The sequence below is a fragment of the Pseudomonas sp. zfem005 genome (assembly GCF_032621735.1).
Lineage (GTDB): Bacteria > Pseudomonadota > Gammaproteobacteria > Pseudomonadales > Pseudomonadaceae > Metapseudomonas > Metapseudomonas solani.
In genome coordinates, this window is the sequence record NZ_JAVYJE010000008.1 from 393,374 (window position 1) to 411,180 (window position 17,807).

Genomic DNA, 17,807 nt, shown 5'->3' on the forward strand with positions numbered 1-17,807 from the left:
GCCAGATGCATGCTTAGGGCCGCTAGATCGACGATTTTCCGCCAAAAATCACCGACTAATGGTTGATGCGCTGGCGTGCTTTTTGTGACAGGGGCAATTCTTGAAATGTTCAATAAAATTTACGTAAATACCCTGGAAAGCCCGCCGCACAAGGGCTGCGGGCGATGGGCCGAGCCCTTCATGTCATGGCGTGCAACGAGGGGGAGGTAGGCGAGATAGGCGGGCAGCGCCGGCCCCAGGGCGGGGCCGGGCAGGGGGCGATCAGTGCTCGGTGCTGTCGTGCTGCTGGTCGAACTGGCGCAGGTGCTTGCGGGAAAGGGCGAGGAAGCGTGGCGTGGGTCCGATGTCCTCGAAGAGCGGGTCACCCTGCTCGTCGGTGGCCACCACCTTGCTGCCCTTGACGTAGGGCAGGCTGGCTTCGAGCTCCTCGAGGGCGGCGCCGAGCAGTTCGCCGAGCAACTCCTCCAGGCTGCGCTTGGGGTACATCTCGTTGAGGGCGGCGAGTCGTGCCGCGGATTCCACATCCAGGTGGATGCTGTACTGGCTGCGGGTCAGGCGACCCTTGGCGTTTTCTTCCCAATGGCGGATCAGTTCGCGGATCTTCATGGTCACCTCGTGCCGGGCCCGCTCGTGGCGGGCATCTGCTGGAGGTCGGCGGCGCGGTGCCGTCGGCCGGCGGGCGCTTCTGGGGGCCGCCTTTCTTCAGCCTAGCTCGCCGGGGACGATGCAGCGGCATGGTGTCGCACCCTTGTAAGTCGATGGCGCCCTCGGCACTCTGGGGGCTCGACATCTCTCTGGGGAGCCTGTCATGGCGGAAATCGACGCACGCTTGCGCGAAGACGTTCACCTGCTCGGCGAATTGCTGGGCAATACCATCCGCGCCCATCAGGGCGAGGCCTTCCTGGAAAAGATCGAGCGCATCCGCAAGGGCGCCAAGGCGGCCCGCAAGGGCTCGCGGCAGGGCGAGCAGCAGCTCAACGAGGCCCTCGACGATCTCACTGCCGATGAGTTGCTGCCGGTGGCCCGGGCCTTCAACCAGTTCCTCAACCTGGCCAATATCGCCGAGCAGTACCACCGCATCCGCCGGCGCGGGCCGCAGGAGCTGGAGCTCTTCGAGAAACGCGTGCTGCCGGAGCTGCTGCAGCGCCTGGGCGCCGCTGGGCATTCGCCGGACCAGCTGGCACGCCAGGTGGCGCGGCTGGATATCGAGCTGGTGCTGACCGCCCACCCCACCGAGGTGGCGCGGCGGACGCTGATCCAGAAGTACGACGCCATGGCCGCTCAACTGGCGGCCCAGGACCACAGCGACCTCAGCGCCGACGAGCGCGCCAAGGTGCACACCGCCCTGGAGCGGCTGATCGCCGAGGCCTGGTTCACCGACGAGATCCGCCGCAGCCGGCCGACGCCGGTGGACGAGGCCAAATGGGGTTTCGCGGTGATCGAGCATTCCCTCTGGCACGCGTTGCCGGAATTCATCCGCCAGACCGACCGCACCCTGCATGCCGCCACCGGCCTGCACTTGCCCCTGACCGCCGCGCCGGTGCGCTTCGCCTCGTGGATGGGCGGTGACCGCGACGGCAACCCCAATGTCACCGCCGCCGTGAGCCGCGAAGTGCTGCTGCTGGCGCGCTGGATGGCCGCCGACCTCTACCTGCGTGATGTCGACCACCTGGCCGCCGAGCTGTCCATGCACCAGGCCAGTGATGAATTGCGTGTGCGTGTGGGCGTGCACCCCGAGCCCTACCGGGCGCTGCTCAAGCAATTGCGCGAACGCCTGCGCGCCACCCGCGCCTGGGCCCAAGCGGCGCTGGATGGCGAGGTGGCGGCCGGCCCCGAGGTGCTGCAGGACAACCAGCAACTGCTGGAGCCCTTGGAACTCTGCTACCACTCCCTGCACGCCTGCGGCATGGGCGTGATCGCCGATGGCGCGTTGCTCGACTGCCTGCGCCGCGCGGCTTGCTTCGGCCTGTTCCTGGTGCGCCTGGACGTGCGCCAGGACTCTGCCCGTCATCGCGCCGCCCTGGCAGAAATCACCGACTACCTGGGGCTCGGCGACTACGCGGCCTGGGACGAGGACGCGCGCCTGGCCTTCCTCCAGCGCGAACTGGACAACCGCCGCCCGCTGCTGCCGCCCCATCACAAGCCGTCCGCCGAAACCGCCGAGGTGCTCGCCACCTGCCGCGTGGTGGCCTCGGCACCGGCGGCCTCCCTGGGCTCCTATGTCATCTCCATGGCCGGCGCGCCTTCCGATGTGCTGGCCGTGCAACTGCTGCTCAAGGAAGCCGGGCTGCAGCGGCCGATCCGCGTGGTGCCGCTGTTCGAGACCCTCGCCGACCTGGACAACGCCGCCCCGGCCATCGACCGGCTGCTGGGCCTGCCCGGCTACCGCTCGCGCCTGCACGGCCCGCAGGAAGTGATGATCGGCTACTCCGACTCGGCCAAGGACGCCGGCACCACGGCCGCCGCTTGGGCCCAGTACCGCGCCCAGGAAGCGCTGGTGGAAACCTGCCGCCAGCATCAGGTCGAGCTGCTGCTGTTCCATGGCCGCGGCGGCACCGTGGGACGTGGCGGTGGCCCGGCCCACGCGGCGATCCTGTCGCAACCGCCGGGTTCGGTGGCGGGGCGTTTCCGCACCACCGAGCAGGGCGAGATGATCCGCTTCAAGTTCGGCCTGCCGGACGTCGCCGTGCAGAACCTCGACCTTTACCTGGCGGCGGTGCTGGAGGCGACCCTGTTGCCGCCCCCGCAACCTGAGCCTGCCTGGCGCACCGAAATGGACCGCCTCGCCGCCGAAGGCGTGGCCGGCTACCGGGCGGTGGTGCGCGAGCACGAGCAGTTCGTCGAGTACTTCCGCCAGGCCACGCCGGAGCAGGAGCTGGGTCGCCTGCCCCTGGGCAGCCGCCCGGCCAAGCGCCGCGCCGGTGGCGTGGAAAGCCTGCGGGCGATCCCCTGGATATTCGCCTGGACCCAGACCCGCCTGATGCTGCCGGCCTGGCTGGGTTGGGAGCGAGCACTGCAGAGCGCGGTGGAGCGGGGCGAGCTGGCGCTGCTGCGGGAGATGCGTGAGCGCTGGCCGTTCTTCGCCACCCGCATCGATATGCTGGAGATGGTCCTGGCCAAGGCCGACGGCAACATCGCCGAACTCTATGACTCGCGACTGGTGGAAAAGCAGCTGTTGCCGCTGGGTGCGCATCTACGCGACCTATTGTCGCAGGCCTGTGCGACCGTACTAGGGGTGACCGGGCAGTCCGAGCTTCTGGCGTCCAGTCCCGAGACCCGCGAGGCCATCAGTGTGCGCAACACCTACCTCGACCCGCTGCACCTGCTCCAGACGGAGCTTCTGGCCCGTTCCAGGCGCGCCGAGAACAGCGCCGAAGGCCCCTTGGAACAGGCGTTGCTGGTGAGCGTGGCGGGCATTGCGGCGGGCCTGAGGAACACCGGCTGAAGGGGCTTCTTATCCGACTTTCGGTGGCTTGTGCGGCATAGGGGTGCTGTGTATCTTGATCAACCTTTTGGCCGCTCAACGACGCCGAAACCCGATACTGAGATTGGCCCCAAGAGGCGAATCCGAGACTTCAAAACAATCTTGAGGAGCACATCGATGCGCGTGATTCTGCTGGGGGCGCCCGGTGCCGGAAAAGGTACCCAGGCTGGTTTCATCACCAAGAAATTCGCTATTCCGCAAATCTCCACCGGCGACATGCTGCGCGCAGCGGTCAAGGCGGGCACCGAGCTCGGCCTGAAGGCCAAGAGCGTGATGGATGCCGGCGGCCTGGTTTCCGATGACCTGATCATCAACCTGGTCAAGGAGCGCATCGCTCAGCCCGACTGCGCCAACGGCTTCCTCTTCGATGGCTTCCCGCGCACCATTCCCCAGGCCGAAGCCCTGAAGGAAGCTGGCGTGACCATCGACCACGTGGTCGAGATCGCCGTGGACGACGAAGAGATCGTCGGCCGCATCGCCGGTCGCCGCGTGCACCCGGCTTCGGGTCGCGTTTACCACACCGAGCACAACCCGCCGAAGGTCGCTGGCAAAGACGACGAAACCGGTGAAGACCTGATCCAGCGCGACGACGACAAGGAAGCCACCGTGCGTCATCGCCTGTCCGTCTACCACTCGCAGACCAAGCCGCTGGTGGACTTCTACCAGAAGCTGTCCGCTGCCGAAGGCACCCCGAAGTACAGCGCCATCGCCGGCGTCGGCTCGGTGGAAGAGATCACCGGCAAGGTGTTCGCCGCGCTTTCCTGATCGATCGACGATCGATTCGACCAACGGCCCGCTTGCGGGCCGTTGGCGTTTATAATGCGCGCCTTTTTCGACCCACCTGGATGCACCGATGACCACCCTGCTGGCCCTGGATACCGCCACCGAAGCCTGTTCCGTCGCCCTGCTGCATGACGGCCGCGTGCTCAGTCACTACGAGGTGATCCCGCGCCAGCACGCCCAGCGCCTGCTGCCGATGATCCAGGACCTGCTAGCCGAGTCCGGTGTCGGCCTGCCCGCCCTCGACGCCATCGCCTTCGGCCGTGGCCCGGGTGCCTTCACCGGCGTGCGCATCGCCGTGGGTGTAGTCCAGGGCCTGGCCTTCGCCCTCGACCGCCCGGTGCTGCCGGTGTCCAACCTCGCCGTGCTGGCCCAGCGTGCCCACCGCGAGCAGGGCGTGACCCAGGTGGCCGCGGCCATCGATGCGCGCATGGACGAGGTTTACTGGGGTTGCTATCGCCTGGAGGCCGGCGAGATGCGCCTGGCCGGCAGCGAAGCGGTGCTGCCGCCCGAGCGTGCGGCGCTGCCCCGTGACAGCCAGGGCGAGTGGTTCGGCGCCGGCACCGGCTGGGGCACCTTCGCCTCGCGCATCCCGGTGGCGGTGAGCGGCCAGGCGCCCGACCTGCTGCCTCACGCCCAGGACCTGCTGACCCTGGCCACCTTCGCCTGGGCCCGCGATGAAGCAGTGGTGGCGGACGAGGCCCAACCGGTTTACCTGCGCGACAACGTCGCCACGCCCAAGGCACCGCGCTGAACGGCCTGACGGCCGGCACTGCCGGGCGTCAGCGGCGATTGAAAATCCCTGGCCATCCGGCTAGATTCCACCCCATTCGCCAACCCCTTTTCCAGCCTGACCTCAATTGATGCGCATCGACGGCTTCACCTCATCCATCTCGCTGGATCGCAGCCCCCGCCAGGGCAGCGCGAATACCGCTTTCCGCGAGGTGCAGCGCGAGGTCGAAACCCGTCGTGACGTGCCGGCCACCCCGGCCAGCACCCAGGGCTTCGAACAGACCGCCCAGCCGCGCAAGGTCGAGGCCAGCAATGCCAGCAGCAACAGCCTGCCGGCCCGCCCCCAGGACATCGTGCAGCAGCGCAACCTGAGCAATCGCGCCAACCAGGCCATTGCCAGCTACGCCACCACCGCCAGCTTCGCGTCGGAGACCGACGCGCCGGAAGTCCTCGGGCTCGATCTCTACGCCTGATGCTGCCGTATTTCCTCGGCTGCCCGTCCTGGAACGAGCCCGCCTGGCGCGGCAGCTTCTACCCCGCCGATACCCGCCCCGCTGAAACCCTCGAGCACTACGCCCGGGTGTTCAACGCCGTGGAGGGCAACACCACCTTCTACGCCCGCCCCTCCGCCGCCACCCTGCAGCTGTGGGCCGAGCGCATGCCCGAGCATTTCCGCTTCTGCGCCAAGCTGCCCCGGGACATCAGCCACGAGGGTGACCTGCGCGACCGCATCGGCGCCACCCAGGAGTTCCTGCGTCTGCTCGAGCCCCTGGGTGCGCGGGTGGCGCCGTTGTGGCTGCAACTGCCGGCGAGCTTCGGGCCGCAGCGCCTGGGCGAGCTGGCGGACTGGCTGGACACCTTCTCCCACCGCGCCCTCGCCGTGGAGGTGCGCAACGCCGCGTTCTTCGCCCGGGGCGAGGAGGAGAAGGCCCTCAACCGCCTGCTCCACGAGCGCGGCGTAGAGCGCATTTGCCTGGATTCGAGAGCCCTGTTCGCCTGCGACTCCGACGACCCGGCGGTGCTCCACGCGCAATCCAAGAAGCCGCGCGTGCCGGTACGCCCGACCGCCTTCAGCGCTGCGCCCCAGGTGCGCTTCATCGGCGGCCCGGACCTGGACGCCAACCAGCGCTACCTCGACCCCTGGCTGGACAAGGTGGCCGACTGGATCGGCGAAGGCCGGGTGCCCCATGTGTTCCTGCACACCCCGGACAACCACTTGGCGGCCGCCCAGGCACAGCGCTTCCATGCCGGCTTGATGACCCGCCTGCCGGGCCTGCCGGCATTGGCCGAAAGCGCCGCGCAGCAGGAATCGACACAACTCGACCTGCTCTGAGGCTGTCGCTTTCCCTAAGGCGCGGGTTAAGGTCGGGCCTTTGCAACCAGGGAGAGATGCCATGCCGAGCCAGGCCCAACGTGCCGAAACCTTCCGCGCCCTGCACCAGGACGCCGGACTTCTCGTACTGCCGAACCCATGGGATGCCGGGTCGGCGAAGGTGCTCGCCGCCCTGGGCTGCCGTGCCCTGGCCACCACCAGTGCCGGGTTGGCCTTCTCCCTGGGCCGCCGTGACGCCGAAGGCGCGGTGAGCCGTGAAGAGGCATTGGTCAACGCCCGCGCCATAGTCGAGGCCACGCCCCTGCCGGTGGCCGCCGACCTGGAGAACGGCTACGGCGACAGTCCCGAGGCCTGCGCCGAGACCCTCCGCCTCGCCGCCGAGGTCGGCCTGGTGGGCGGCTCGATCGAGGACGCCAGCGGCCGTGCCGACGCCCCCATCTACCCCTTCGAGCTGGCCGTCGAGCGTGTCCGTGCTTCGGTGGAAGCCGCGCGCAGCCTGGCGTTCCCCTTCACCTTCGCCGCCCGTGCGGAGAACTTCCTCCATGGCCACCCCGACCTCGACGACACCATCCGCCGCCTGGTGGCCTATGCCGAAGCCGGTGCCGATGTGCTCTATGCGCCGGGGCTGACCACACGCGAGCAGATCATCGAAGTGGTACGGGCGGTGGCGCCCAAGCCGGTCAACCTGCTGGTGGGCTCGCCGGCGTTGAAGGTGGGCCTGGCGGAGCTGGCCGAGCTCGGTGTCAAGCGCGTCAGCCTGGGCTCCAACCTGGCGCGGGTGGCCTACGGCGCCTTCTTCCGCGCGGCGGAAGACCTGCTCTGCGGCGACCTCACGGCCACCCAGCGGGCCATGCCCTTCGACCGCATCAACGACCTGTTCAAGGGCTGAGCGGGTGCGTGTGCGCCGGCTGATCCCGCTGCTGGTCCTGCTGCTGGTGCTCGGCGCACCCCTGGCGGTGTACCAGAAGTGGGTGCAGCTGCCGCCGCGCTGGGACCCCTGGGCGCCGCTGGATGTGCGCGATGAACCGAACCTGCTGACTTCCTTTAAGCTGATGCGCCTGCAGGTCGACCCGGCGCTGTGCCGCCTGGCGCTGCAGACCTCCAGCCTGAAATACGCGGCACTACCGGACAGCGCGCCGGCGGCGGGTTGTCCCATCGAGAACAGCGTGCGCATCAGCGGCTCGGGGCTGGCCTTCAGCAGCAGCTTCATCGCCACCTGCGAGGTGGCCGTGGCCTTCGCCCTGTTCGAGCGCCACGGGCTGCAACCCGTCGCCCGCGAGCTTTACGGCCAGCCGGTGGCGCGCATCGACCACCTCGGCAGCTTCGCCTGCCGCAATATCGGCGGCACCCAGCGCCGCAGCCAGCACGCCTCGGCCAACGCGCTGGACATCGCCGGCTTCCGCCTGGCCGATGGCCGGCGCATCAGCGTGGCCCGCGACTGGGCGGGCGATGACACCGAGGCGCGTTTCCTGCGCCGGGTGCGCGATGCCGCCTGCGAGCACTTCAACACCACCCTGGGGCCGGACTACAACGCCGCCCACCACGACCACTTCCACGTCGACATGGGCCTGTTCCGCATGTGCCGCTGAGTGCCGCGCACGGGCGCCTGGCGCGCGGCTCTGGCAGAATGCCGAGCATCTTGAAGCAGTGGATCCAACCGATGAGTGATGAGCGGGAACAGGCCCGGGTGCGCGTCGACGCACTGGCGCCGCAGCACCAGGCCGGTGCGGCCCAATGGGCGGCCAGGCTTGGGCTGCCCCTGGATGGCGAGGCGGATTTCGCCCTGCAACTGGGTGACGACGGCCTGCAGCTGGTGGACCTGTCGCCCCAGGCACCGGGCCCGGTGCGGGTCGACTTCGTCGAGGGCGCGGCCGCTCATCGACGCCAGTTCGGCGGTGGCGCCGGGCAGATGATCGCCAAGGCGGTGGGCGTGCAACCGGGCATCCGCCCGCAGGTGCTGGACGCCACTGCCGGCCTGGGCCGCGACGCCTTCGTGCTCGCCAGCCTGGGTTGCGAGATGGACCTGATCGAACGCCAGCCCCTGGTGGCAGCGCTGTTGGAAGACGGCCTGGCCCGCGCTGCGGGTGACGGCGAGGTGGCTGCCATCGCCACGCGCATGCGCCTGCACACCGGCAATGCCATCGAGCTGATGCAGGGCTGGCAGGGCGAGGCGCCCCAGGTGATCTACCTCGACCCGATGTTCCCCCACCGCGACAAGAGCGCCCTGGTGAAGAAGGAAATGCGCCTGTTCCGCCCGCTGGTGGGCGATGACCTGGATGCGCCAGCCCTGCTCGCCGCGGCCCTGGCGCTGGCCAGCCACCGCGTGGTGGTGAAGCGTCCGCGCAAGGCGCCGATCATCGAGGGCGCCAAGCCCAGCTACGCGCTGGAGGGTAAGTCCAGCCGCTACGACATCTATCCGAAGAGGGCCCTGAGCAAGGGCTGAGCGCGAGGGAAGGGACTCCATGGACGACGCCATTCGCTGCCCCATCCGCCGCACCCTGGCGCACCTGCCCTGGGTCGGCGACGACCGTGCCGGTGCCCGCCATTGGCTGGCCATGCAACGCGACCCGCTGGCCTGGTTGCAGAAGGTGCACGCCGAGCAGCCGGACATGGCAGTCACGCGCATGGGGCTGAGCCGGCTCTGGTGCCTGTTCCACCCCCGGGCGGTGCAGGAGCTGATGGTCGACCACCGCGAACACCTGAAACGCTGGGAGCCCAGCCTGTGCATGATGCGCCAGTGGAACGGGCGCAGTTTCATGATGCGCGAGGGTGAACCGGCCCGTGAAAAACGCAAGGAGATGCGACCGCATATCGCCGCGCCGGCGCCGGGCGAGATCCTGCGCCTGGCGGAGCGCTGGGGCGAAGGCATCGAGGATGGCGCCGAGCGCGACCTCGACCTGGAAATGGCCGCCTACAGCGTCACCCTCACCGGGCGCGCGCTCTTCGAGATCGACCTGGAGCCCGACGCGTTCCGCGTGGCCCGCGCGGTGCGCCTGCTGTCGCGGGTGGCGCTGCTGGAGACCAGCACCGGTATTCCCCTGGGGCACTGGTTCCCCAGCAAGCTCTGCCCGCGCAAGCGCTGGGCCCTGGCGCAACTGCAGGAAGTGGTAGGGCGCTGCGCTGACGAATCACCCCGCCCGCTGGCGGTGCAGCGCGACGAACTGGCCACGCTGCTGATGGCGGGGCACCAGTCCACCGGTGCGACCCTGACCTGGGCGCAGCTGCTGCTGGCCCAGCACCCGGAGGTGCGCGAGGCACTGCGGGACGAACTCAAGGGTGTGGACTGGAGCCGGGTACAGGGCGTGGCCGACCTGCGCCAGTGCCCGCTGCTGCGGGCGGTGATCCAGGAAAGCCTGCGCATCTACCCGCCGGCCTATGGCCTGGTGCCCCGGCAACTGACGGCGGACGTGGAGGTGTTCGGCCAGGGCTTGAAGAAGGGCGACATCGTCATGCTGTCGAGCTGGATCACCCACCGCGACCCGCGCTGGTTCGAGGCGCCGCTGGAGTTCCGCCCGCAACGCTTCATCGAGCCTTCGACCTGGCCCAAGGGCGCCTACTTCCCCTTCGGGCTGGGGGATCGCGCCTGCCCGGGCACGGCCATGGCGATGATGGACCTGGCGGTGTCCCTGGCCTGGTGGGTCGAGCACTGGGACGTCGAGCCGCTGGGGCCGATCGAGCCCCAGGGCTGGTTCTCCCTGCGGCCCAAGCGGGCGCGGGTCAGGTTCGTGCGGCGGGGGTGATGTCCTCGGCGCGGTAGGCGCGGAGGAACAGCTCCACCACTTCCTGCACATGCTGCTCGGCCTCTTCACCCTGGAGGGGCGTGGCGCAGCCGATCAGCAGGCGGAAGTTGTGCCCGCCCTTGATCAGGCAGAAGAAGTGCTCGGCGGCGTTGATCGGCTTGTCGATGCGCAGCTTGCCGGCCTTGTCCGCCTGGATCAGCAGGCGCTCCATCTCATTGAGGATCTGCTGCGGGCCGGCATCGAAGAACAGCTTCGACAGCTTCGGGTCCTGGTTGCCCAGGGTGGCCATCAAACGGTGCAGTTCGATGGACTCGCTGCTGTTGATCAGCGCCTGGAAACCCATGCCGATGTTGCGTAGCACAGTTTCGATGGTCCCACCGAGGGGCAATTCGAACAGCAGCTCCGGCAACTGCTCCATGCACTTGGCCTTCACCGCGGCGGAGAACAGCGTCTCCTTGTCGGTGAAGTGGCTGTACACGGTGAGTTTGGAGACCCCGGCCTCGGCGGCGATGGCGTCCATGCTGCTGCCGTCGTAACCCTTGCTGAGGAACAGCGACTTGGCCGCCTCGAGGATCGCCGCACGCTTGGCCGGGTCCTTGGGGCGGCCGGGGCCGCTGGCTTGTAAAGTTTTGTCAGACATTCGCGTTTAAATACTGGACTGGTGAGTTTGCTATTTTTACTATACTCGGCAGTATAAATATTCCAACAGCACTTTTGCGAAAGGTCATACACCATGTTCCGCCATGTCCTGCCCCTCGCTCTGCCTTTGACACTCTCTTTGCTCGTCGGTGCCTGTGGCAACAGCGAGACCGTCCAGCAATCGATACGCCCGGCCATGGTGGTGCAGCCACAGCCCGCCGGCGACGCGATGGTGACCTACCCGGGCGAAGTGCGCGCCAGGCTGGAGCCGGAACTGGCGTTCCGCATCGGCGGCAAGATCACCCGGCGACTGGTGGACGTGGGGGACCGGGTGAAGGCCGAGCAGCCGCTGGCCGAACTCGACCCGCAGGATGTGCGCCTGCAACTGGAAGCCTCCCGCGCCCAGGTGACGGCGGCCGAGGCCAACCTCAAGCTGGTGCGCGCCGAGCGTGACCGCTACAAGACCCTGCTGGACCGCAAGCTCATCAGCCCCTCGCAGTTCGACAACGTCGAAAACCAGTACCGCTCCGGCGAGGCGCGGCTGAAACAGATCCAGGCCGAATTCAACGTGGCCAGCAACCAGGCCGGCTATGCCGTGCTGCGCGCCTCGCAGAACGGCGTGATCGCCACCCGCCGCGCGGAAGTGGGCCAGGTGGTGGCCGCCGGGCAGACCGTGTTCACCCTGGCCGCCGACGGCGAGCGCGAAGTGCTGATCAGCCTGCCGGAGCACGCCATCGACCGCTTCAAGATCGGCCAGGAAGTGGCCGTCGAACTCTGGTCGCAGCCCGACAAGCGTTTCCCCGGGCGCATCCGCGAACTCTCGCCGGCTGCCGACCAGCAGTCGCGCACCTTCGCCGCGCGCATCGCCTTCACCGCCGGCGAGGTGCCCGCCGAGCTGGGCCAGAGCGCCCGCGTCTACATCCAGGCCAACGGTGAGGTGCCGCTGTCGGTACCGCTCTCGGCGCTCACCGCCGAAGCCGGTGCGCCTTACGTCTGGGTGGTGAACCCGGACAGCTCGAAGATCGAACGCCGCCCCGTGCGCGTCGGCCCCTACGGTGAAGACCGCGTACCGGTGCTCGAAGGCCTGAAGCCCGAGGACTGGGTGGTCGCCGCCGGTGTCCAGGTGCTGCGTGAAGGCCAGGAAGTCCGCCCCGTGGACCGCGCCAACCGCGCGGTGAAGCTGATCGCCAAGGAGTAGGGCAGAGTGAACTTCAACCTTTCCGCCTGGGCGCTGAAGAACCGTCAGATCGTCCTCTACATCATGCTGCTGCTGGGCATAGTCGGTGCGATCTCCTACACCAAGCTGGGGCAGAGCGAAGACCCGCCCTTCACCTTCAAGGCCATGGTGATCCGCACCAACTGGCCCGGCGCCAGCGCCGAGGAAGTGTCCCGCCAGGTCACCGAGCGCATCGAAAAGAAGCTCATGGAGACCGGCGAGTACGACAAGATCATTTCCTTCTCCCGCCCCGGCGAATCCCAGGTGACCTTCCTTGCCCGTGATTCCATGCACTCGGCGGAAATCCCCGAGCTCTGGTACCAGGTGCGCAAGAAGGTCAGCGACATTCGCCACACCTTGCCCCAGGGCATCCAGGGGCCGTTCTTCAACGACGAGTTCGGCACCACCTTCGGCAACATCTATGCACTGACCGGCGAGGGCTTCGACTACGCCGTGCTCAAGGACTACGCCGACCGCATCCAGCTGCAACTGCAGCGGGTCAAGGACGTGGGCAAGGTGGAGCTGCTCGGCCTGCAGGACGAGAAGATCTGGATCGAGCTCTCCAACACCAAGGCCGCCACCCTGGGCCTGCCGCTGGCCGCCGTGCAGCAGGCGCTGGAAGAGCAGAACGCCGTGGCCGCCGCCGGCTTCTTCGAGACGGCCAGCGACCGCGTGCAGTTGCGCGTCAGCGGGCGCTTCGACTCGGTGAAGGAGATTCGCGACTTCCCCATCCGCGTGGGTGACCGCACCTTCCGCATCGGCGATGTCGCCGACGTGCACCGTGGCTTCAACGACCCACCCGCGCCGCGCATGCGCTTTATGGGCGAAAACGCCATCGGCCTCGCGGTCTCGATGAAGGCGGGCGGTGACATCCTCATCCTCGGCCAGGCCCTGGAAGGCGAGTTCGCCCGCCTGCAGGAAACCCTCCCGGCCGGTATGCAGCTGCGCAAGGTCTCCGACCAGCCGGCGGCGGTGAAGACCGGCGTGGGCGAGTTCGTCCGCGTGCTCACCGAGGCGCTGATCATCGTGCTGCTGGTGAGCTTCTTCTCCCTGGGCCTGCGCACCGGCCTGGTGGTGGCGCTGTCGATCCCCCTGGTGCTGGCGATGACCTTCGCCGCCATGTACTACCTGGGCATCGGCCTGCACAAGATCTCCCTCGGCGCGCTGGTGCTGGCGCTGGGCTTGCTGGTGGACGACGCGATCATCGCGGTGGAGATGATGGCCATCAAGATGGAGCAGGGTTACGACCGGCTCAAGGCGGCCAGCTATGCCTGGACCAGTACGGCCTTCCCCATGCTCACCGGCACCCTGATCACCGCCGCCGGCTTCCTGCCCATCGCCACCGCGCAATCGGGCACCGGCGAATACACCCGTTCGATCTTCCAGGTGGTGACCATCGCCCTGCTGGTGTCCTGGATCGCCGCCGTGGTCTTCGTGCCCTACTTGGGAGACCGCCTGCTGCCGGACCTGGCCAAGCGTCACGCCGAGAAACATGGCGGCAGTGGCGCCCATGACCCCTACGCGACGCCCTTCTACCAGCGTGTGCGGCGCGTGGTGGAGTGGTGCGTGCGTCGGCGCAAGACGGTGATCGTGCTGACCCTGGTGGCCTTCGTCGCCGCCATCGCCATGTTCCGCTTCGTGCCCCAGCAGTTCTTCCCGGCCTCCGGGCGCCTGGAGCTGATGGTCGACCTGAAGCTGGGCGAGGGCTCCTCGCTGAGCAACACCGAGGCCGAGGTGACGCGCCTGGAGAAGATGATCAAGGAACACTCGGGTGTGGATAACTACGTGGCCTACGTGGGCACCGGTTCGCCGCGCTTCTACCTGCCGCTGGACCAGCAACTGCCGGCGGCGAGCTTCGCCCAGTTCGTGGTGCTGGCCAAGACCATCGAGGACCGCGAGGCCCTGCGCAGCTGGCTGATCCAGACGCTCAACGACGAGTTCCCCAGCCTGCGCACCCGCGTTTCGCGCCTGGAGAACGGCCCGCCCGTGGGCTACCCGGTGCAGTTCCGCGTGTCCGGCGAGCACATCGACGAAGTCCGTGCCTACGCCCGCAAGGTGGCCGACAAGGTGCGCGAGAACCCCCACGTGGTGAACGTGCACCTGGACTGGGAGGAGCCGAGCAAGGTGGTACGCCTGAACATCGACCAGGACCGCGCCCGCGCCCTGGGCGTGAGCACTGCCGACCTGTCGCGCTTCCTGCAGAGCTCGCTCACCGGCTCCACGGTCAGCCAGTTCCGCGAGGACAACGAGTTGATCGACATCCTCCTGCGCGGCACCCCGCGTGAGCGCCAGGAGCTGGCCCTGCTGCCGAGCCTGGCGGTGCCCACCGACAGCGGCAAGAGCGTGCCCCTGTCGCAGATCGCCACCCTGGAATACGGTTTCGAGGAAGGCATCATCTGGCACCGCAACCGCCTGCCCACCGTGACCGTGCGCGCCGACATCTACGACAAGTCGCTGCCGGCCAGCCTGGTGACGCAGATCCTGCCGACCCTGGAACCGATCCGCGCCGAACTGCCCAACGGCTACCTGCTGGACGTGGGCGGCACGGTGGAGGACTCGGCCCGTGGGCAGAAGTCGGTGAACGCCGGCGTGCCGCTGTTCATCGTCGTGGTGCTGACGTTGCTGATGCTGCAGCTGAAGAGCTTCTCGCGCACGGCCATGGTGTTCCTCACCGCGCCCCTGGGGCTGATCGGGGTGACCCTGTTCCTCCTGGTGTTCCGCCAGCCCTTCGGCTTCGTGGCCATGCTCGGCACCATCGCCCTGTCGGGGATGATCATGCGTAACTCGGTGATCCTGGTGGACCAGATCGAGCAGGACATCGCCGCCGGCCTGGACAAGTGGCACGCGATCATCGAAGCCACGGTGCGCCGTTTCCGGCCCATCGTGCTCACCGCCCTGGCGGCGGTGCTGGCAATGATCCCGCTGTCGCGCAGCGTGTTCTTCGGCCCCATGGCGGTGGCCATCATGGGCGGCCTGATCGTCGCCACGGCGCTGACCCTGCTGTTCCTGCCGGCGCTCTACGCGGCCTGGTTCCGGATCAAGGAAGTGCCCCGCGCCTGACGGCAACGCCATCCGCATGGGTTTCGCCGTGCTCTACCCATCCTACGGTTAAAGTGCCGATTCGTAGGATGGGTAGAGCTACGCGAAACCCATCAACCAGTGCCCACAAGGGCCTTCCTTACCGATACATCCCATCCAGCAGCAACGCGAAGTTGCGCTCCACCACCGGGCGCTTGAGCTTCTGCGTCGGCGTCAGTTCGTCCTGCTCCTGGCTGAGCAGGCGCGGCAGCAGGGCCCAGGCCTTGATCCGCTCCACCTGGGACAGCTCGGCGTTGATGGTGTCGATGTGCCCCTGCAACTCCGCCAGCAGCGCCGGTGCCTGCAGCCAGGCCTCGGCATCGCCCGCCAGGCCCTGGCGTTTCGCCCAGATGGCCAGGCTCTGCGGCTCCAGGGCGAGCAGGGCGCTGAGGTGCTTGCGCCGGTCCCCGTGCACCAAGGCCTGCTCCACCAGCGGGTGCTGCTTGAGGCGCGTTTCGATGGGCGTCGGGGCGATGTTCTTGCCGCCGGCGGTGATGATCAGTTCCTTCTTGCGACCGGTCAGCCAGAGGTAGCCGGTGGCGTCGATCCGCCCCAGGTCGCCGCTGCGCAGCCAGCCATCGAGGGTAAAGGTTTCGGCGGTCTTTTCCGGTTGCTGGAAGTAGCCCTGGAACACATGGGGGCCGCGCACCAGCACCTCGCCGTCGTCGGCGATGCGTACCTCCACGCCGGGCAGGGGCCGGCCCACCGAGCCGGCCTTGTTCGGGCCGCCTTCGTTGCTGGTGAGAAAGGCGGTGGATTCGGACATCCCCCAGCCTTCGTACAGGGGCAGGCCGAGGGCGGCGAAGAAGTTCACCAGCTCGGCGTCCAGCGGCGCGCCACCGCTGACCAGGGCGCGGATGCGTGAGCCGAACAGACGCTGGCGCAGGCCGTTGAGCACCAGGCGCCGGGCCAGTTGCAGGCGCAGCCCGCCGCGCTGGCGGATGCCGGTGCGCAGGGCCCAATCAAGCACGCGGCGCTTGCCGGGCGCCAGGGTCTGACGCTGGGCCATGACGGCGGCGTGGAGCTTCTCGAAGAGCCTGGGCACGCTGCCGAAGAAGTCCGGCTGCACCTCGGCGATGGCCCGGGGCACGTCGTTGATGTCCGGCACGTAGGCGGCCTGGGCGCCACACCAGAGGCGCTGGTAGTGACCGATCACCCGTTCGCCGACATGGGCCATGGGCAGGAAGGCGAGCCCGGTGTAGCGCGGGGGTGGCAGTTGGTAGGCACTGATGGCGGCCAGCAGGTTGCCGTGGCTGAGCATGGCGGCCTTGGGCTCGCCGGTGGTGCCGGAGGTGAACACCAGGTTGGCCAGGGCCTGGCGGTCGAGGGCCTGCCAGCGCTGATGGACCTGCTCGGCGCTCATCCCGTCGCCCTCGGCGGCGAAGGCGCCCAGACCCGTCGCGGCGCCGTCCGCCTCGGTGTCGATGGCCACCACGCGCAAGCCCGGCAGCGAGACGCCACGGGCCTGTTCCAGACGCTCGACGAACAGCAGGCGGCAGTCCGCGCGCTGCAGTTGCTGGGTCGCCTGCGCCAGGGTGAGGCTCGGGTAGAGGCCGACGCTGACGGCGCCGGCCATGAGCACGGCGAAGTCCAGCAGGCTCCATTCGAGGCGGGTGCGGCACCAGATCGCCACGCGGTCACCGGGCTCGACGCCGGCGGCGACCAGGGCTCTGGCCAGGGCCTCGCTGCGCTGTGCCACGGTGCCCCAGTCGAGGCTGCGCCAGGCGTCGTTTGCCCGCACCTGGGCGGCGGGCCAGTCGGGCGTATGGTGAGCCCGCCAGTGGAGCAGGGCGGGGATGCTGGGGAGATCGGCCGGCGGTTGCTGCGTCGTCATCGAACACCTCCTGTACTCGGGTTGGACGGGCGAGAACGGCTCAGGGGATCGGCTGGCCCGAGTCGCGTTCCTTCACCGCCTGGGCGAACCCGACTTCCTCGCAACGCGCCTTGAAGCGCACGCCTTCCGGGCTGTGGCGGGTGATGCCGTCGAACAGTGTGGCGAACATTTGCGTGGTTTCCAGGCCCATGTTGTGGAAGGCCTGGTTGATCATCAGCTTCTGCATCATCAGCTGGTTCCGGGGGATGCCCTGCATGCGCGCGGTGAGCGCTTCCACCGCCGCGTCCAGCTCGGCCAGGGGCACGCTCTGGTAGACCAGGCCCAGGCGCTGGGCCTCGCGGCCGTCGATGAGGTCACCGGTGAGGAGCATGCGCTTGGCCTTCTCCGGGCCCAGGCGGTAGACCCACATGGCGGTGGTCGGGCAGCCCCAGACCCGTGCCGGCGGATAGCCGATCACCGCTTCGTCGGCCATCAGGATCAGGTCGCAGCACAGGGCGATGTCGCTGCCGCCGGCCACCGCCGGGCCGTGCACCTTGGCGATCACCGGCTTGTAGCTGCGGAACAGGCTCATGAAGTGCTCGGTGTTCTTCTTCATCAGCGCGTAGTCGACCATCGGGTCCCAGGGCATTTCCTGGCTGCCGTAGATGCCGCGCGGGTTCTCGGCGAAGAACTTGAGGTCGTAGCCGCTGCAGAAACCACGGCCGGCCCCGGTGAGGACGATGACGTGCACCGCGTCGTCGGCATTGGCGCGCAGCACGGCGGCCTCAAGGTCGACGGGGAGGCGATCGTCGATGGCGTTGAGCCGCTCGGGGCGGTTGAGGGTGAGGGTGGCGATGCGGCCGTCGACCGCGTAGTGGACGGTGGAATCGGTCATGGAAGCGCTCCGTGGTTTTTTATTGGATCGGGGCTTGGCGTGTCGGGAGAAATAAGTAAACTGAATTCACTTTTCCTGTCCAGCGCTTTATCGAGAG

General features: G+C 68.2%; 15 protein-coding genes. 11 read left to right on the forward strand and 4 right to left on the reverse strand.

Annotated features, from left to right (window positions below; all coding sequences use genetic code 11):
• Nucleotides 1-261: 261 nt before the first annotated feature.
• Nucleotides 262-606 carry a hypothetical protein gene (locus RTW82_RS19880; protein ID WP_021219485.1) on the reverse strand — a complete coding sequence of 115 codons (345 nt, stop codon included), beginning with the start codon at nt 604-606 and terminating at the stop codon, nt 262-264.
• Nucleotides 607-808: 202 nt separating this feature from the next.
• Here RTW82_RS19880 and ppc point away from each other — a divergent pair, with 202 nt between their 5' ends.
• The 9 genes from ppc (at nt 809) to RTW82_RS19925 (ending at nt 10,069) form a co-directional block, all read left to right on the forward strand.
• Complete coding sequence (gene ppc / locus RTW82_RS19885) at nt 809-3,445, forward strand: phosphoenolpyruvate carboxylase (RefSeq protein WP_316926179.1); 2,637 nt, start codon at nt 809-811, stop codon at nt 3,443-3,445.
• Between the two features lie 156 nt (nt 3,446-3,601).
• Nucleotides 3,602-4,249, forward strand: a complete 648-nt coding sequence (gene adk / locus RTW82_RS19890; RefSeq protein WP_316926180.1) for an adenylate kinase — start codon at nt 3,602-3,604, stop codon at nt 4,247-4,249.
• Nucleotides 4,250-4,337: 88 nt separating this feature from the next.
• The gene (gene tsaB / locus RTW82_RS19895) at nt 4,338-5,018 is read left to right on the forward strand and encodes a tRNA (adenosine(37)-N6)-threonylcarbamoyltransferase complex dimerization subunit type 1 TsaB (protein WP_316926181.1); all 681 of its coding nucleotides are present in this window, start codon (nt 4,338-4,340) and stop codon (nt 5,016-5,018) included.
• Nucleotides 5,019-5,127: 109 nt separating this feature from the next.
• Nucleotides 5,128-5,469 (forward strand): hypothetical protein, encoded by a 342-nt coding sequence (locus tag RTW82_RS19900; RefSeq protein WP_043244041.1) that lies wholly within the window; start codon nt 5,128-5,130, stop codon nt 5,467-5,469.
• Complete coding sequence (locus RTW82_RS19905) at nt 5,469-6,329, forward strand: DUF72 domain-containing protein (RefSeq protein ID WP_316926182.1); 861 nt, start codon at nt 5,469-5,471, stop codon at nt 6,327-6,329. The genes RTW82_RS19900 and RTW82_RS19905 overlap by 1 nt, the downstream gene beginning before the upstream one ends.
• 61 nt (nt 6,330-6,390) lie before the next feature.
• On the forward strand, nt 6,391-7,218 hold the full coding sequence (locus tag RTW82_RS19910) for an isocitrate lyase/phosphoenolpyruvate mutase family protein (RefSeq protein ID WP_316926183.1): 828 nt from the start codon (nt 6,391-6,393) through the stop codon (nt 7,216-7,218).
• A 4-nt stretch (nt 7,219-7,222) separates the two neighbouring features.
• On the forward strand, nt 7,223-7,918 hold the full coding sequence (locus RTW82_RS19915; RefSeq protein WP_316926184.1) for an extensin family protein: 696 nt from the start codon (nt 7,223-7,225) through the stop codon (nt 7,916-7,918).
• Nucleotides 7,919-7,989: 71 nt separating this feature from the next.
• Nucleotides 7,990-8,772 (forward strand): class I SAM-dependent methyltransferase, encoded by a 783-nt coding sequence (locus RTW82_RS19920; RefSeq protein WP_316926185.1) that lies wholly within the window; start codon nt 7,990-7,992, stop codon nt 8,770-8,772.
• A gap of 19 nt (nt 8,773-8,791) precedes the next feature.
• Nucleotides 8,792-10,069, forward strand: coding sequence for a cytochrome P450 (locus RTW82_RS19925; RefSeq protein WP_316926186.1), 1,278 nt, complete (start codon nt 8,792-8,794; stop codon nt 10,067-10,069).
• On the opposite strand, the gene RTW82_RS19930 is transcribed toward RTW82_RS19925, so the two are convergent.
• Nucleotides 10,047-10,709, reverse strand: a complete 663-nt coding sequence (locus RTW82_RS19930; protein ID WP_316926187.1) for a TetR/AcrR family transcriptional regulator — start codon at nt 10,707-10,709, stop codon at nt 10,047-10,049. The genes RTW82_RS19925 and RTW82_RS19930 overlap by 23 nt on opposite strands.
• A 93-nt stretch (nt 10,710-10,802) precedes the next feature.
• Between RTW82_RS19930 and RTW82_RS19935 the strand changes: the two genes are divergently transcribed.
• Both RTW82_RS19935 and RTW82_RS19940 read left to right on the forward strand, forming a co-directional pair.
• Nucleotides 10,803-11,906, forward strand: coding sequence for an efflux RND transporter periplasmic adaptor subunit (locus RTW82_RS19935; protein ID WP_043244048.1), 1,104 nt, complete (start codon nt 10,803-10,805; stop codon nt 11,904-11,906).
• Nucleotides 11,907-11,912: 6 nt separating this feature from the next.
• Nucleotides 11,913-14,984, forward strand: a complete 3,072-nt coding sequence (locus tag RTW82_RS19940) for an efflux RND transporter permease subunit (RefSeq protein ID WP_316926188.1) — start codon at nt 11,913-11,915, stop codon at nt 14,982-14,984.
• Between the two features lie 118 nt (nt 14,985-15,102).
• On the opposite strand, the gene RTW82_RS19945 is transcribed toward RTW82_RS19940, so the two are convergent.
• Together RTW82_RS19945 and RTW82_RS19950 are read right to left on the reverse strand one after the other, a co-directional pair.
• Complete coding sequence (locus tag RTW82_RS19945) at nt 15,103-16,836, reverse strand: AMP-dependent synthetase/ligase (RefSeq protein ID WP_316926189.1); 1,734 nt, start codon at nt 16,834-16,836, stop codon at nt 15,103-15,105.
• Nucleotides 16,837-16,876: 40 nt separating this feature from the next.
• Nucleotides 16,877-17,710, reverse strand: coding sequence for a crotonase/enoyl-CoA hydratase family protein (locus RTW82_RS19950; RefSeq protein ID WP_316926190.1), 834 nt, complete (start codon nt 17,708-17,710; stop codon nt 16,877-16,879).
• Between the last annotated feature and the right edge of the window lie 97 nt (nt 17,711-17,807).

Coding starts and splice junctions, on each gene's coding strand:
- RTW82_RS19930 (WP_316926187.1), bottom strand. CDS start 10,709: ATGTCTGACAAAACTTTACAAGCCAGCGGCCCCGGCCGCCCCAAGGAC.
- RTW82_RS19920 (WP_316926185.1), top strand. CDS start 7,990: ATGAGTGATGAGCGGGAACAGGCCCGGGTGCGCGTCGACGCACTGGCG.
- RTW82_RS19905 (WP_316926182.1), top strand. CDS start 5,469: ATGCTGCCGTATTTCCTCGGCTGCCCGTCCTGGAACGAGCCCGCCTGG.
- RTW82_RS19945 (WP_316926189.1), bottom strand. CDS start 16,836: ATGACGACGCAGCAACCGCCGGCCGATCTCCCCAGCATCCCCGCCCTG.
- RTW82_RS19910 (WP_316926183.1), top strand. CDS start 6,391: ATGCCGAGCCAGGCCCAACGTGCCGAAACCTTCCGCGCCCTGCACCAG.
- tsaB (WP_316926181.1), top strand. CDS start 4,338: ATGACCACCCTGCTGGCCCTGGATACCGCCACCGAAGCCTGTTCCGTC.
- RTW82_RS19925 (WP_316926186.1), top strand. CDS start 8,792: ATGGACGACGCCATTCGCTGCCCCATCCGCCGCACCCTGGCGCACCTG.
- RTW82_RS19935 (WP_043244048.1), top strand. CDS start 10,803: ATGTTCCGCCATGTCCTGCCCCTCGCTCTGCCTTTGACACTCTCTTTG.
- adk (WP_316926180.1), top strand. CDS start 3,602: ATGCGCGTGATTCTGCTGGGGGCGCCCGGTGCCGGAAAAGGTACCCAG.
- RTW82_RS19950 (WP_316926190.1), bottom strand. CDS start 17,710: ATGACCGATTCCACCGTCCACTACGCGGTCGACGGCCGCATCGCCACC.
- RTW82_RS19900 (WP_043244041.1), top strand. CDS start 5,128: ATGCGCATCGACGGCTTCACCTCATCCATCTCGCTGGATCGCAGCCCC.
- RTW82_RS19880 (WP_021219485.1), bottom strand. CDS start 606: ATGAAGATCCGCGAACTGATCCGCCATTGGGAAGAAAACGCCAAGGGT.
- ppc (WP_316926179.1), top strand. CDS start 809: ATGGCGGAAATCGACGCACGCTTGCGCGAAGACGTTCACCTGCTCGGC.